Genomic DNA, 16,299 nt, shown 5'->3' with positions numbered 1-16,299 from the left:
GAAATCCTTCCTCGAATGGCTGATGTCGAGACTACCAAGCAAGCGCTTGGTTTGTAAACTCTCGACACAAGTTTTACCCAAGCGCTTGCTTGGGTGGCGGTCACAGCCTAAATTGCCGCCCAAGACGTCAGTAGAAGTGAAGGAGAGCAGCATGGATGAGCACAAAGCCCAACGGGTGATGCGCACCATGGTCGATGGCGGCCAATTGACCGACCCCGACAGTGCCCGGGGCAAGTTGCTGCAAACCGCGGCTCACCTGTTTCGCAACAAAGGCTTTGAACGCACCACCGTGCGCGACCTGGCCAGCGCCGTGGGTATCCAGTCCGGCAGCATCTTTCATCACTTCAAGAGCAAGGACGAGATCCTGCGTGCGGTGATGGAGGAAACCATTCACTACAACACCGCGATGATGCGTGCATCCCTTGAAGACGCGACGAACGTGCGCGAACGCGTGCTGGCGCTGATCCGCTGCGAATTGCAGTCGATCATGGGGGGCAGTGGTGAGGCCATGGCGGTGCTGGTGTACGAATGGCGCTCGTTGTCGGCCGAAGGCCAGGCCCAGGTGCTGGCCCTGCGCGATGTGTACGAAGCTATCTGGCTGCAAGTGCTGGGGGAGGCGAAGGCCGCCGGTTATATCAGGGGCGATGTGTTTATTACGCGGCGCTTCCTGACCGGCGCGTTGTCCTGGACCACCACGTGGTTTCGTGCCCAGGGCAGCCTGACGCTTGAGCAATTGGCTGAAGAAGCCCTGCTGATGGTGCTGAAGGCCGATTGAGGCGCAAGCTATTAATTTGGCGCCGAAAGTTGTCTCGCCTGGGAAAAACGCCTAGCTTATCGCCATCAAAGTGTTGAACGGTGTGTGCCTCGATGTTTTCGCCATGGCGGCTGGCTGCAGGACTTACATTATGGGCAGTGGGCACCGCAGGGTGGATGCCGGCATCCGCTGCGCAATTGGTGAGGATCGGTGCTGCGCATTTTCCGCCCTACACCGTGCGTCCCGAACAAGGGGCGGACACCGGTTTACTGCCGCAATTGGTGGAAGCCCTCAACACGTTGCAAAGCGATTACCAGTTTGTACTGGTGCCTACCTCTATTCCACGGCGTTTCAGGGATTTCGAACAGGGCCGGGTCGACATGGCGATCTTCGAAAACCCCGATTGGGGCTGGCAGGGCATTGCCCACACCAGCGTCGACATGGGCCTGGAAGACGCGGAAATCTTCGTCGCCCAGCGCGAGCCTGATCGCGACCAGCAGTATTTCGCCGACCTGGCCGGCAAGCGCCTGGCGGTGTTCAGCGGCTATCACTACGCGTTCGCCAACTTCAACGCCGACCCCAAATACCTGGCCGAGCATTTCAATGCGACGCTGACCTATTCCCATGACAGCAACCTGCTGATGGTCGTGCGCGGGCGTGCCGATATTGCATTGGTGACGCGTTCGTACCTGAGCGATTTCATGGTGCGCAACACGGACATGGCCGGCAAATTCCTGGTGTCGGAACGCATCGACCAGGTGTATCACCACTACGCCTTGCTGCGCCCGAAAGCGCCGATCACCGGGGAGGCATTCGCCGCGTTGCTCAAGCAGTTGCGCGATAACGGCCAGATGCTGAAGATTTTCGAGCCGTATCGCATTGATGTAATGCCGGTGCCCTGAAGCTACACCCGCCGAGCGAACGTATCGCTGTGGCTGCCCGATACCTTGCGGCAGTGCACCAGCGCATCCCGAATCATGAAATTCACCAGGGTCGGCGACACGCCCAGCTCCTTGGCGATGTCCTTTTGCGGCACGCCGTGCAGGCGGTACATCTCGAACGCATAGCGGGTGCGCTGCGGCAACTCGGTCAGGGCGTCGGCGATGTTTTCCAGGGTGTTGAAATTAATGTGGGAGGTTTCGGGTGATGCACCGTGAATCACCACATTCAGACCTTCCTCTTCCGGTCCCGAGTACTTGAGTTCCAGCGCCTGCTTGCGGTAGTGATCGATCGCCAGGTTGCGCACGATCTGGAACAGATAGCTCAGTTGCGCCTTGAACGATGAGGTGATCGTCGGCGCCGATTGCAGACGAAAGTAGGCGTCTTGCACGACGTCTTCAGCGCGGGAGCGACACCCGGTAATTCGCGCCGCAATCTTCACCAGGATCAGCCGATTGTCGACGAACGCCTGGAGAAGCGGTGAGTCGCACCTGCCTGTGGATACTTGTTCCGTCATGGAAATCACCTTGTCGCAAAAGAGGTTAGGGGAGGGCGTCCGTGCTGAAGCCTCCTACACATCGGGCAACAAATTATGCTTAATGATAATTATTGTCAAATGAGAGGAAGAACTAATCTTATGCCCATCTGCAAGGTGTGAACCGCGTCTCGCTCGTCCTCGGGGACTAATTATTTGAAGACACCGTCCGTTCTCATGGGTGACAGGTCCGTTAGCGAAACGGCCAGGGATCAACACCCGCAGGAGGGCGAGATGGGTTTTTACCGTGCAAGCAGCGTGTTTCAGTGGGGAGTCCTAAACCCATGAGCACGCCCACCCGTCTACGCCTGTTCTGCCTACCCCACTCGGGCGCCAGCGCCTCGGTTTACGCCCGCTGGCGCCGCGCCTTGCCGGACTGGTTGCACGTGTGCCCGCTGGAATTGCCAGGGCGCGGCATGCGCATGGACGAGCCGTTGCAGCGTGACATCAAGGTCTTGGCGGCCCAGCTTGCCGATGAAATCAGCCGCAGCCTGGACGGTCCCTATGCGCTCTTCGGTCATAGCCTCGGTGGTCTGCTGGCCTTTGAGTTGGCCCATGCACTGAGCCTGCGCGATGTGCCCGCGCCGCTGGCGCTGTTCGCTTCCGGCACGGCTGGCCCGGCCCGTCGCGATGTCAGCGAATACGCCATCGAAAAGACGGATGAACAACTGATCGCCCGCCTGCGAGAACTGCAGGGCACCGCCGAAGAAGCCCTGGCCAACCCTGAATTGATGCAATTGATGCTGCCGATCCTGCGCGCCGATTTTCTGCTGTGCGGCAGCTTCAGCTATGGCGAGCGTGAGCCGCTGCGCATGCCCATTCATGTGTTCGGCGGCAAGCAAGACAGCGTGCGTGCCGACCAGTTGCTGGACTGGCAGATCGATGCCGCCAGTGGTTTCTCCCTGGACATGTTCGACGGCCATCACTTCTTTCTCGTGCAGCACGAAAGCGCGGTGCTGCGTTGCCTGCGTCGCTATGCCGATGAGCACCTGGCCCGCTGGCGCACTGGCGCGGCGCAGCAGCGGATCGCCGGCTGAACGCCTTCCAATTTCCGATTTTCCCGTAAGCCGATTTCAGGCAGGAACCCCATGATGGACGCCTTCGAACTTCCCCGCACCCTGGTTCAGTCCCTACAACGTCGCGCCGCGCAGACCCCGGACCAGGTCGCCCTGCGCTTCCTCGCCGAATCCGCCGAGCACTGTGTTGTGCTCAGCTACCGCGACCTGGACCAGCGTGCCCGCACCATCGCCGCTGCCTTGCAAGCCAATGCGGCAATGGGCGACCGTGCGGTGCTGTTGTTCCCCAGCGGCCCGGATTACGTCGCGGCGTTCTTTGGTTGCCTGTACGCCGGAGTGATCGCGGTGCCCGCCTACCCGCCGGAGTCCACGCGTCGGCATCACCAGGAGCGCTTGCTGTCGATCATCAAGGACGCCGAGCCGCGTCTGCTGTTGACCATCGCCAGCCTTGGCGATGGCCTGGCGCAGATCGACAACGCGCCGCCGGTGCTAAGCGTCGACAGCCTGGATACAGCTATCGCTGATCGTTGGGTCGAGCCCGAGCTGCAGGCTGACGACATTGCCTTCCTGCAATACACCTCAGGTTCCACCGCATTGCCCAAGGGCGTGCAAGTCAGCCATGGCAACCTCGTTGCCAACGAAGTGCTGATCCGTCGCGGCTTCGGTATCGACCTGAACCCGGACGACGTGATTGTCAGCTGGCTGCCGCTGTACCACGACATGGGCCTGATCGGCGGGCTGCTGCAACCGATTTTCAGCGGCGTGCCCTGCGTATTGATGGCGCCGGCGTACTTCCTCGGGCGGCCATTGCGCTGGCTGGAAGCGATCAGCGAATACGGCGGCACCATCAGCGGCGGGCCGGATTTCGCCTATCGACTGTGCAGTGAACGGGTCAGCGACTCGGCCCTGGAACGCCTGGATTTGAGCCAATGGCGCGTAGCGTATTCAGGCTCCGAACCGATCCGTCTCGACACCCTGGAGCGCTTCGCCGAGAAATTCGCGGCCTGCGGTTTTACCCCGGACAGTTTCTTCGCGTCCTACGGCCTGGCCGAAGCGACCCTGTTTGTGGCCGGCGGCACGCGTGGTCACGGCATCCCGGCCCTGCGTGTGGATGAACAGGCCCTGGCCGCCAACCGCGCCGCGCTGGGGCAAGGCAGTGCGATCATGAGTTGCGGCACCAGCCAACCGGAACACGCAGTGCTGATCGCCGATCCGCAGAGCTTGAGCGAGCTGCCTGATAACTGCATCGGTGAACTCTGGGCCACCGGGCCGAGCATCGCCCACGGTTACTGGCGCAATCCAGAAGCCACCGCCAAGACCTTTGTGCAGCATGCCGGTCGTACCTGGCTGCGTACCGGCGACCTGGGTTTTATCCGCGACGGCGAGGTGTACATCACGGGCCGCCTCAAGGACCTGCTGATCGTGCGCGGCCACAACCTGTACCCCCAGGACATCGAACAGACCCTCGAGCGTGAAGTTGAAGGGGTGCGCAAGGGGCGGGTCGCCGCGTTCGCGGTGCAGGACCAGGGCCTGGAAGGCATCGGTATCGCTGCGGAAATCAGCCGCAGCGTGCAGAAAATCCTGCCGCCCGACGTGTTGATCAAAGCCATTCGCCAAACCGTGGCCGAGGCCTGTCAAGAAGCGCCCAGCGTGGTGATGCTGCTTAATCCTGGTGGCTTGCCGAAGACCTCCAGCGGCAAGGTGCAGCGCGCGGCGTGCGCCCTTCGCCATGCCGACGGCAGCCTCGACAGCTATGCGCAGTTCCCTGATTTGCAAGCTGAATCCAGCCATGCGGCACTGGCATCGGAACTGCAAAAGCAGATTGCGGCGATCTGGTGCGAGCAGTTGCAGGTGGCCACGGTCGCGGCTGACGACCATTTCTTTCTGCTCGGCGGCAACTCCATCACCGCCACGCAGGTCGTCGCGCGTTTGCGTGAAACCCTGGGCCTGGAACTGAACCTGCGCATGCTGTTCGAAGCGCCGACCCTGTCGGCGTTTGCCGTCGACGTTGCGCAATTGCAAGAGGACGGCGGCGTAGCCCAAGGCGCGATTCATGCGCTGTCGCGTCAGGACGAGCTGCCCCAATCCCTGGCACAGAACCGCCTGTGGATCACTTGGCAGTTGGACCCGCAAAGCAGTGCCTACACCATTCCCGGCGCCCTGCGCCTGCGCGGTGAGCTGGATGAAGACGCCGCGCGTTTCAGCTTCCGGCAGCTGATCCAGCGCCACGAAGCCCTGCGCACACGCTTTTACGAGCGTGAGGGCCAGGCGTTCCAGCGTGTCGATAACACCATCGATTTCGACCTGCCAATCATCGACCTCAGCGACCTGCCGGTTGCCGAGCGCGAATCCCGTGCCCGAAAGATTCGTGAAGACGAAGCGCGCACTCCGTTCGATCTGGAAAAGGGCCCGCTGCTGCGGGTGACCCTGGTACGCCTGGACGACGAAGACCATCAACTGTGGGTGACCCTGCACCACATCATCGCCGACGGCTGGTCGCTGAACATCCTGATCGACGAATTCTCACGCCTGTACGCTGCCGCGACTCAGGGCCAGCCCCTGGAATTGCCGCCACTGGCTCTGCAATACGCCGACTACGGCAGTTGGCAGCGCCAATGGCTGGACGAGGGCGAAGGCCAGCGACAACTGGCGTACTGGCGGGCACAGTTGGGCGAGGAGCATCCGGCCCTGAGCCTGGCCACCGACCATCCGCGTTCGGCGCAGCGCAATCACAGCGCTTCGCGCCATAGCGTGCGCCTGAGTGCGGACCTCAGCGAGGCGGTTCGCCGGACCGCCCGGGCTAATGAGTCGACCCCGTTCATGGTGTTGCTGGCGGCGCTCCAAAGTCTGCTTTACCGCTACAGTGGCCAGCGCGATATTCGCATCGGTGTGCCGAATGCCAACCGCCCACGCCAGGAAACCCAAGGCTTGATCGGGTTCTTCATCAACACCTTGGTGCTGCGCGCCGAGGTGGACGGGCGCCTGCCTTTCAATCAATTGCTGGCTGCCACGCGCCAATCGGCGCTGGGCGCGCAAGCCCATCAGGATCTGCCGTTCGAACAACTGCTCGAAGCCTTCCCTCAAGCCCGCGAGCAGGGCCTGTTCCAAGTGATGTTCAACCACCAGCAACGCGACTTGAGCGCGCTGCGCCGTCTGCCGGGCATGCTCGCCGATGAGCTGCCGTGGCACAGTCGCGAAGCCAAGTTCGACCTGCAACTGCATAGCGAAGAAGACCGCAACGGGCGCCTGAGCCTGTCGTTCGACTACGCCGATGAACTGTTCGAAAGCCGCAGCATCGAGCGTCTGGCCGAGCACTTCATCAACCTGCTGCGCGCCGCGTGCGAGCAACCACAGCAAGCCATCGGCGACCTGATGCTGATGCAAGGCAACGAGCAGGCTCCATGGAGTGAAGCGCCGTGCGCCCCGGCCACACAGTGGCTGCCCGAACGGCTCAATCAACAGGTTTCGGACAACACGGCGCTGGTCTGGCAGGACGGCAGCCTGACCTTCGCCCAACTGCACACCCAGGCCAACCGCCTGGCCCATTACCTGCGTGACAAAGGCGTTGGTCCGGACGTGTGCGTTGCCATCGCCGCCGAACGATCACCGCAACTGCTGATCGGCTTGCTGGCGATCGTCAAGGCGGGTGGCGCCTATGTGCCGCTGGACCCGGATTACCCCGCCGAACGCCTGGCCTACATGCTCAAGGACAGTGGCGCACACTTGTTGCTGACCCAAACGGCGTTGCTCGAACAGCTCCCGGTGGCCGACGATGTCTGTGTGATCGCCATGGACAGCCTGCACCTCGACAGCTGGCCGACCCAGGCGCCGGGCTTGCACCTGCACGGCGACAACCTTGCCTATGTGATCTACACCTCAGGCTCCACCGGCCAGCCCAAAGGCGTGGGGAATACCCATGCGGCCCTGGCCGAGCGCTTGCAGTGGATGCAGGCCACCTATGCACTCGATGATACCGACGTGCTGATGCAAAAGGCGCCGATCAGTTTCGACGTGTCGGTATGGGAATGCTTCTGGCCACTGATCACCGGCTGCCGGTTGGTGCTGGCCGGTCCGGGCGAACATCGCGATCCGCAGCGCATTGCGCAACTGGTGCAAGAGCACGGCGTGACCACGTTGCACTTTGTGCCGCCGCTGTTACAGCAGTTTATCGACGAGCCGCTCGCCGCTGAATGCACCAGCCTGCGTCGCCTGTTCTCCGGTGGCGAGGCGTTGTCCGCCGAGCTGCGCAACCGCGTGTTGGCGCAATGGCCGGCCGTGCAATTGCACAACCGCTATGGCCCGACCGAAACCGCGATCAATGTCACCCACTGGCACTGCCATGTGGAAGACGGCGAGCGCTCACCGATTGGCCGGCCTTTGGGCAACGTGATCTGCCGCGTATTGGACGAGCAGTTCAACCCCGTGCCGCTGGGTGTGCCGGGCGAATTGTGCATCGGCGGTATCGGCCTGGCCCGGGGTTACCTCGGTCGCGCCGGGCTGACGGCTGAGCGTTTCGTTGCGGACCACCAGGGCACCCGCCTGTATCGCACCGGTGACCGCGCCCGCTGGAGCGCCGAGGGTGTGCTGGAATACCTGGGGCGGCTTGACCAACAGGTAAAACTGCGCGGCTTCCGCGTGGAGCCCGAAGAAATCGAAGCGCGCCTGCTGGCCCTTGATGGCATCGCCCAGGCCGTGGTGCTGGTGCGCGACGCCAAGCTGATCGGTTACTACACCGCGCCGGCCGGGCTGGACGAGCAGGCCGTGAAAAGCGCCCTGACCGCCGAGCTGCCGGAGTACATGGTCCCGGCGCTGCTGATGCGCCTGGACGCGATGCCACTCAGCCCCAGCGGCAAGATCGACCGTCGTGCGCTGCCGGAGCCGGCGTGGCAGGTGCGTGAGCACGTTGAACCCGAAACCCCGCTGCAGCAGCAAATCGCCGCGATCTGGCGCGAGGTGCTGGGCCTGCACCGTATCGGCCTGCGCGATGACTTTTTCGCCCTCGGTGGCCATTCGTTGCTGGCCACGCAAATCATTTCCCGCACCCGCCAGGCGTGTGACGTCGAGTTGCCGCTGCGTACTTTATTCGAAGCCAGTGAGTTGGGCGCTTTTGCCGAGCAAGTCGGGCTGATCCAAGCGGCGGGCCAGCGCAACCAGCAAGCGGCAATCGCCCGGGTCGACCGTAGCGCGCCCGTGCCGTTGTCCTATTCCCAGCAACGCATGTGGTTCCTCTGGCAGATGGAACCGGACAGCCCGGCCTACAACGTCGGCGGTATGGCGCGCCTGCGTGGCGTGCTGGATGTGGGGCGCTTCGAGGCGGCATTGCAAGCCCTGGTCATGCGCCACGAAACCCTGCGCACCACTTTCCCGAGTGTTGATGGCGTGGCGTATCAGAAGGTCTCGCGCCAGACCGGCCTGCGCATGGATTGGCGGGATTTCTCGGCGCTCACTCCCGCCGATTGCCAGCAACGCCTGCAGCAACTGGCCGACCATGAAGCCCACACCCCCTTCAATCTGGAAACCGGGCCGTTGCTGCGTGCATGCCTGGTCAAGGCCGGTGAGCAGGAACACTACCTGGTGCTGACCCTGCATCACATCGTCACCGAAGGCTGGGCCATGGACATTTTTGCCCGTGAACTCAGCGCGCTCTATGAAGCTTTTATCGATGAGCGCGATTCACCACTGGCGCCGTTGCCGGTGCAATACCTGGACTACAGCGTATGGCAGCGCCAGTGGCTGGAGTCCGGCGAGCGTCAGCGTCAGCTGGATTACTGGATTGCGCAACTGGGCCATGAGCATCCATTGCTCGAACTGCCCGCCGACCGTCCGCGACCCCCCGTGCAAAGTCACCAGGGCGAGCTGTACCGCTTCGACCTGAGCGACGCATTGGCCGCCCGCGTGCGTGCGTTCAATGCCGAGCGCGGCCTCACCCTGTTCATGACCATGACCGCCACTCTGGCCGTGCTGCTCTACCGCTACAGCGGCCAGACCGACCTGCGCATTGGCGCGCCGGTGGCCAACCGTATCCGCCCGGAAAGCGAAGGATTGATCGGCGCGTTCCTCAACACTCAGGTACTGCGTTGCCAACTCAATGGACAGATGCGTGTCGGCGAGCTGTTCGAGCAGGTGCGCCACACCGTGATCGAAGGCCAGTCCCACCAGGACCTGCCGTTCGACCATCTGGTGGAAGCCCTGCAACCCACCCGCAGCGCGGCATACAACCCGCTGTTCCAGGTGATGTGCAACGTGCAGCGCTGGGAATTCCAGCAAAGCCGCCAACTGGCCGGCATGACTGTCGAGTACCTGGCCAACGATGCCCGTGCCACCAAGTTTGACTTGAACCTGGAAGTCACCGACCTCGACCAGCGCCTGGGTTGCTGCCTGACCTACAGCACCGACCTGTTCGACGAGCCGCGTATTGCACGCATGGCCGAGCATTGGCGCAACTTGCTGGAAGCTTTGATCGGCGATCCGCAACAGCGCCTCAGCGAGCTGCCGCTGCTCACCGCTGACGAGCAGCGTGCGTTGCAGGGCAGCTTGGGCCGTGAGGCCGGTGAGCACCGTCTCGACCAGTGCCTCCACGGCCTGTTCGGCCGGCAGGCGGCGGTGCGCGGCGATGCGCCTGCGCTGACCTTTGCCGGGGAGACCCTCAGCTACCGCGAACTGGACGAGCGTGCCAATCGCCTGGCCTGGATGCTGCGCGAGCGCGGTGTCGGCCCGCAGGTGCGCGTGGGTCTTGCGCTGCCACGTTCTCTGGAAATGGTCGTTGGCCTGCTGGCGATCCTCAAGGCCGGTGGCGCCTATGTGCCGCTGGACCCGGAATACCCGCTGGACCGTTTGCACTACATGATCGAAGACAGCGGCATTGGCCTGTTGCTCAGTGATGCGGCGATGTTCGCGGCCCTGGGCGAGTTGCCGGCCACGGTGGCGTGCTGGTGCCTGGAAGAGGACCTGCCGGTGCTGGCCAACTATCCGGCGACCGAGCTGCCATTTATCAGTCTGCCACAGCATCAGGCGTACCTGATCTACACCTCCGGTTCCACCGGCAAGCCCAAAGGCGTGGTGGTGTGCCACGGCGAAATCGCCATGCATTGCCTGGCGGTGATCGAACGTTTCGGGATACGGGCGGATGACTGTGAGCTGCACTTTTATTCGATCAATTTCGACGCCGCCACCGAGCGTTTGCTGGTGCCGCTGCTCAGCGGTGCGCAGGTGGTATTGCGCGCCCAGGGCCAATGGGACGCTGAAGAAATCTGCGGGCTGATCCGCACCCATCGCATCAACATCCTGGGCTTCACGCCGAGCTACGGCAGCCAGTTAGCGCAATGGCTGGCGACCCAGCATCAGACCTTGCCGGTACGCATGTGCATCACCGGAGGCGAAGCGCTGACCGGCGAGCACTTGCAACGCATTCGAGCGGCGTTCCAACCGGAGGTGTTCTTCAACGCCTACGGCCCGACCGAAACTGTGGTGATGCCGCTGGCCAGCCTGGCGCCGCAGCAGTTGGAGGCGGGCGCCGCCAGCGTGCCGATCGGCAGCATTATCGGTGACCGCGTGGCGTACATTCTCGACGTCGACCTGGCCCTGGTGCCCCAAGGCGCCACGGGCGAGTTGTACGTCGGCGGTGCCGGCCTGGCCCAGGGATATCACCGGCGTGCGGGCATGACGGCGGAACGTTTTGTTGCCGACCCCTTCGCGGCCCATGGCGGCCGCCTGTATCGCACCGGCGACCTGGTGCGCCAACGCGCCGATGGCCTGGTAGAGTATCTGGGCCGTATCGATCATCAGGTGAAGATCCGCGGCTTCCGCATCGAACTGGGCGAGATCGAAACCCGGCTGCTGGAACACGCGGCCGTGCGCGAAGCCGTGGTGCTGGCGCTGGACTCGCCGAGCGGCAAGCAACTGGTGGCGTATCTGGCCAGCGACGCCGACCACGGCAGCTTGCGCGAAGCGCTCAAGGCTTACCTCAGGGCGCAATTGCCGGACTACATGGTGCCCGCGCACCTGATCGTGCTCGACAGCATGCCATTGACCGCCAACGGCAAGCTCGACCGCCGCGCCCTGCCGCAACCGGACCCCGAAGCCAATCGCCAACAGTATGTAGCGCCGCGCAGCGAGCTGGAGCAAAGCCTGGCGGCGATCTGGGGTGCGGTATTGAACGTGCAGCCAGTCGGGCTGGACGATAACTTTTTCGAGCTGGGCGGTGATTCGATCCTGTCGATCCAGGTGGTCAGCCGTGCGCGCCAGGCAGGGATTCATTTCAGCCCGCGCGATCTGTTCCAGCACCAGACGGTGCACACCCTGGCCGCCGTTGCCACCCGCTCTGAGCGGATCACCGCCGAACAGGGCCTGCTCACCGGCAGCTCGGGGCTCACGCCGATCCAGCATTGGTTCTTCGAAACCGAGATTCCCAACCGCCAGCACTGGAACCAGGCGCTGCTGCTCCAGCCTTTGCAGCTGCTCGACCCGCACCGCCTGGAGCAAGCCTTGCTGGCGGTATTGGAACACCACGACGCCCTGCGCCTGAGCTTCACCCAACGCGATGCCCAATGGCACGCCGAGCACTTGGCGGTACCCGAAGGCGGTGTGCTGATGCAGGCGCACGTGCGCGATATGGATCAATGCACGGCGCTGTTCACCGACACTCAGCGCAGCCTCGACCTGGCCAACGGGCCGCTGCTGCGCGCTTTGCTGGTGGATGGCCCGCAAGGACAACAACGGCTGCTGATCGCGATCCATCACCTGGTGGTGGACGGCGTATCGTGGCGTGTATTGCTCGAAGACCTGCAAACGGTCTACCGCCAACTGAGCGACGGCCAGTCCGTCAGCCTGCCGGCCAAGACCAGTGCGCTACGCGATTGGGCGGCACGCTTGCAGGCGTATGCCGGCAGCGAGTCCCTGCGTGAAGAATTGGGTGCATGGCAGGCGCAACTGGCAGGCCCATCGGTGGCGTTGCCGGTGGATCGCCCGCACGGTTCGCTGCGCAACCGCGATGCTGATACGGTCAGTGTGCGGCTGGATGCCGAGTCCACCCGGCAACTGCTGCAACAGGCGCCGAGTGCCTATCGCACCCAGGTCAATGACTTGCTGCTGACGGCCCTGGCGCGTGTTTTGTGTCGCTGGAGCGGTCACGATTCGGCATTGATTCAGCTGGAAGGCCATGGGCGCGAAGCGCTGTTCGACGAAATCGACCTGACCCGCACGGTGGGTTGGTTCACCAGTGCCTATCCGCTGCGCCTCATTCCGCTTGAAGAGCAGGGCGCATCGATCAAGGCAATCAAGGAGCAACTGCGCGGCGTGCCGCACAAAGGGTTGGGCTACGGTGTGCTGCGCTACCTGGCGGACGACCTGTGCAAACGCAGCATGGCGGCATTGCCAGACGCTGACATCACCTTCAACTACCTCGGCCAGTTTGACCAGAGCTTCGGTGCCGATGCACTGTTCCATCCGCTGGATGAGTCCGCCGGCCTGGCCCATGACCCGGATGCACCGCTGCCCAATGAGCTGAGCGTCGACAGCCAGGTCTATGGCGGGGAGCTGGTACTGCGCTGGACCTTCAGCCGCGAGCGTCACGACCCTCAGACCATCCGCCAACTGGCCGATGGGTACCTGGCCGAATTGCACAGCCTGATCGCGCACTGCCTCAAAGACGATGCCGGTGGCCTCACGCCGTCCGACTTCCCCCTGGCGCACCTGACCCAGGCACAACTGGATGGCTTGCCGGTTCCCGCCAATGCCATTGAGGACGTCTACCCGCTGACGCCGATGCAAGAGGGCCTGTTGCTGCATACCTTGCTGGAACCGGGCACCGGTCTCTACTACATGCAGGACCGCTACCGCATCAACAGCGCCCTGGACCCGCAGCGTTTCGCCCAGGCCTGGCAGGCAGTGATCGCCCGTCACGAAGCCTTGCGTGCGTCGTTCTGCTGGAACGTCGGCGAAGACATGCTGCAAGTGATCCACAAGCCGGGCAGCACGCCGATTGAATACCTGGACTGGAGCAATGACCCCGAGGAGCAGCAGGAACCGCGCCTGCAAGCCTTGCTCAAGGCTGAGCGCGAAGCCGGTTTCGATCTGCTCAACCAGGCGCCGTTCCACCTGCGTCTGATCCGCGTCGGCGCTGAGCGCTACTGGTTCATGATGAGCAACCACCACATCCTCATCGATGCCTGGTGCCGCTCGTTGCTGATGAATGACTTCTTCGAAATCTATATGGCATTGGGGGAGGGCCGCGAAGCGCAACTGGCCACGCCGCCGCGTTATCGCGACTACATTGCCTGGCTGCAACGCCAGAACCTCAACGAGGCGCGCCAGTGGTGGCAGCAGAACCTGCAAGGGTTCGAGCGCACCACGCCGATCCCGAGCGACCGGCCGTTCCTGCGCGAACACGCCGGCCATAGCGGCGGCATGGTGGTGGGCGATTGCTACACCCGCCTCGATGCCCGCGACGGCGCACAGCTGCGCGAACTGGCCCAGGCCCATCAGCTCACTGTTAATACCTTCGCCCAGGCCGCCTGGGCCTTGGTGTTGCGCCGTCTGAGCGGCGACCGTGACGTGCTGTTCGGCGTCACCGTGGCGGGTCGCCCGGTGGAAATGCCGGAAATGCAACGCACGGTCGGTCTGTTCATCAACAGTATTGCGTTGCGCGTGAAACTGCCTGAGGACGATCAGCGCTGCAGCGTGCGCCAGTGGTTGAGCGGCCTGCTCGACAGCAACATGCAGCTGCGTGAATACGAATACCTGCCGCTGGTGACGATCCAGGAACACAGTGAGTTGCCCAAAGGCCAGCCGCTGTTCGACAGCCTGTTCGTGTTCGAAAACGCCCCGGTGGAAGTGTCGGTGCTGGACCGCGCACAAAGCCTGAACGCCACTTCGGACTCCGGCCGCACCCACACCAACTTCCCGTTGACCGCCGTGTGCTACCCCGGCGATGACCTGGGTTTGCACCTGTCCTATGACCAGCGTTATTTCGATGAAACCACCGTGCAAGGCATGCTCGGCGAATTCAAGCGCCTGCTGTTGGCGCTGGTGCAGGGCTTCCATGGCGACATGGCCGACCTGCCACTGATTGGCGAGCAGGAGCGCGATTTCCTGGTGGAGGGCTGTAACCAGAGCGAACAGGCCTACCCGTTGGAACGCAGCTATATCGAGCTGTTCGAAGAACAGGTGGCTGCCCATCCACAACGGATTGTCGCCAGTTGCCTGGAGCAGCGTTGGACCTATGACGAGCTGAACCGCCGCAGTAACGGCCTGGGCTACGCGCTGATCGCCGCAGGCGTCGGCCTGGACCAACCGGTGGCGTTGCTGGCCGAGCGTAGCCTCGACCTGCTGGGCATGATCATCGGCAGCTTCAAGGCCGGTGCCGGCTACCTGCCGCTCGACCCGGGCCTGCCGAGCCAGCGTCTGCGCAGCATCATCGACTTGAGCCGCACACCGCTGCTGGTGTGCACCGAGGCGTGCCGCGAACAGGCCATCGAACTGCTGGAGGGCACCGAGTGCTCGTTGCTGGTGTGGGAGGACGTACCGAGTCGTGGAGAAAACCCAGGTGTCTACAGCGGCCCGGACAACCTCGCGTATGTGATCTACACCTCAGGTTCCACCGGCCTGCCCAAAGGGGTGATGGTCGAACAGCGCGGCATGCTCAATAACCAATTGAGCAAGGTGCCCTACCTGCAACTGAGTGAGGCGGACGTGATTGCCCAGACCGCCTCGCAAAGCTTTGATATTTCCGTGTGGCAGTTCCTCGCCGCGCCGCTGTTTGGTGCGCGGGTAGATATTGTGCCGAACACCATTGCCCATGATCCGCAGGGGCTGCTGGCGCACGTTCAAGCACAAGGCATCACCGTGCTGGAGAGTGTGCCGTCGCTGATCCAAGGCATGTTGGTCCAGGAGCGTATCAGCCTCGATGGCCTGCGCTGGATGTTGCCCACCGGGGAAGCCATGCCGCCGGAGCTGGCGCACCAATGGCTGCTGCGCTATCCACAGATTGGCTTGGTGAATGCCTACGGCCCGGCGGAATGCTCGGATGATGTGGCGTTCTTCCGCGTCGACCTGGCCTCGACCCGTGGCACTTACCTGCCGATTGGTACGCCCACCGACAATAACCGTTTGTACCTGCTCGACGGTGCGCTCGACTTGGTGCCCCAGGGCGCGGTCGGTGAACTGTGTGTCGCCGGAACCGGTGTCGGCCGCGGTTATGTCAGCGATCCGCTGCGCACCGCCCAAGTCTTTGTGCCCAACCCATTTGGCGCACCGGGCGAACGTCTCTACCGCACCGGCGATCTGGCGCGGCGCCGCAGCGATGGTGTGCTGGAGTACGTCGGGCGTATCGACCATCAAGTGAAAATTCGCGGCTACCGCATCGAACTGGGTGAAATCGAAGCACGCCTGCATGAGCAACCCGAAGTGCGCGACGCGGCGGTCGGCGTGCAGGAAGGCGTCAACGGCAAGCATCTGGTTGGCTACCTGGTGGCAACTGATGACGCATTGAACGTCAACGAACGCCTGGACCGCATCAAGCAAAGCCTGCGTGCCGAATTGCCGGAATACATGGTGCCGCTGCACTGGCTATGGCTCGACCGTCTGCCGCTCAACGCCAACGGCAAACTCGACCGCAAGGCCCTGCCGGCCCTCGAGATCGGCCAGTTGCACAGCCAGGACTACCTGGCACCGCGCAATGAACTGGAAACCACCCTGACCGCAATCTGGGCCGAGGTGCTCAAGGTCGAACGGGTAGGGGTGCAGGACAACTTCTTCGAACTCGGCGGGCATTCATTGCTGGCCACGCAGATTGCCTCGCGGGTGCAGAAGACCTTGCAGCGCGATGTACCGCTGCGGGCGATGTTCGAGTGCAGCACGGTGGCGGAGCTGGCTGAGTATATCGACGGGTTGGCGGCCAATGAGATCAGTGCTGAGAAGGTGGATAGGTTGAGTGATTTGATGGCGGAATTGGAGGGATTCTGAGGCGGCCGTTGGTCGGATACAGCGTGACGTTGCGTCGGAACTGTCAATTCTGACAGTAGGCAGGCGCCTGCTCCAAGCATCTGATAAGTCGAGTT

5 protein-coding genes are annotated in these 16,299 nt (G+C 63.0%); 4 read left to right on the top strand and 1 reads right to left on the bottom strand.

What is annotated here, in order from left to right:
* Positions 1 to 151 precede the first annotated feature (151 nt).
* Together M5B97_RS17965 and M5B97_RS17960 are read left to right on the top strand one after the other, a co-directional pair.
* Positions 152 to 775, top strand: a complete 624-nt coding sequence (locus M5B97_RS17965; RefSeq protein ID WP_123717541.1) for a TetR/AcrR family transcriptional regulator — start codon at positions 152 to 154, stop codon at positions 773 to 775.
* Between the two features lie 92 nt (positions 776 to 867).
* Entirely contained in the window at positions 868 to 1,656 is a 789-nt protein-coding gene (locus tag M5B97_RS17960; RefSeq protein ID WP_248732208.1) for a transporter substrate-binding domain-containing protein, read from the top strand.
* Between the two features lie 2 nt (positions 1,657 to 1,658).
* Here M5B97_RS17960 and M5B97_RS17955 read toward each other — a convergent pair whose 3' ends face one another.
* Entirely contained in the window at positions 1,659 to 2,210 is a 552-nt protein-coding gene (locus M5B97_RS17955; RefSeq protein WP_034117025.1) for an RNA polymerase factor sigma-70, read from the bottom strand.
* 302 nt (positions 2,211 to 2,512) lie between these two features.
* On the opposite strand from M5B97_RS17955, the gene M5B97_RS17950 reads away from it, so the two are divergent.
* Together M5B97_RS17950 and M5B97_RS17945 are read left to right on the top strand one after the other, a co-directional pair.
* Complete coding sequence (locus M5B97_RS17950; RefSeq protein WP_248732207.1) at positions 2,513 to 3,265, top strand: alpha/beta fold hydrolase; 753 nt, start codon at positions 2,513 to 2,515, stop codon at positions 3,263 to 3,265.
* A 51-nt stretch (positions 3,266 to 3,316) separates the two neighbouring features.
* Positions 3,317 to 16,204: a non-ribosomal peptide synthetase gene (locus tag M5B97_RS17945; protein WP_248732206.1), complete on the top strand. Its 12,888-nt coding sequence runs from the start codon at positions 3,317 to 3,319 to the stop codon at positions 16,202 to 16,204.
* Positions 16,205 to 16,299: the final 95 nt, after the last annotated feature.

This window comes from Pseudomonas sp. MWU13-2517 (assembly GCF_023242545.1).
Classification (GTDB): domain Bacteria; phylum Pseudomonadota; class Gammaproteobacteria; order Pseudomonadales; family Pseudomonadaceae; genus Aquipseudomonas.
The sequence above is the reverse complement of the archived record's forward strand: the minus strand, read 5'-3'. Positions and strand labels throughout refer to the sequence as shown.

What these genes read in the sequence shown, in the direction of transcription:
- M5B97_RS17965 (WP_123717541.1), top strand. Translation starts at nt 152, where the DNA reads ATGGATGAGCACAAAGCCCAACGGGTGATGCGCACCATGGTCGATGGC.
- M5B97_RS17950 (WP_248732207.1), top strand. Translation starts at nt 2,513, where the DNA reads ATGAGCACGCCCACCCGTCTACGCCTGTTCTGCCTACCCCACTCGGGC.
- M5B97_RS17960 (WP_248732208.1), top strand. Translation starts at nt 868, where the DNA reads ATGTTTTCGCCATGGCGGCTGGCTGCAGGACTTACATTATGGGCAGTG.
- M5B97_RS17955 (WP_034117025.1), bottom strand. Translation starts at nt 2,210, where the DNA reads ATGACGGAACAAGTATCCACAGGCAGGTGCGACTCACCGCTTCTCCAG.
- M5B97_RS17945 (WP_248732206.1), top strand. Translation starts at nt 3,317, where the DNA reads ATGATGGACGCCTTCGAACTTCCCCGCACCCTGGTTCAGTCCCTACAA.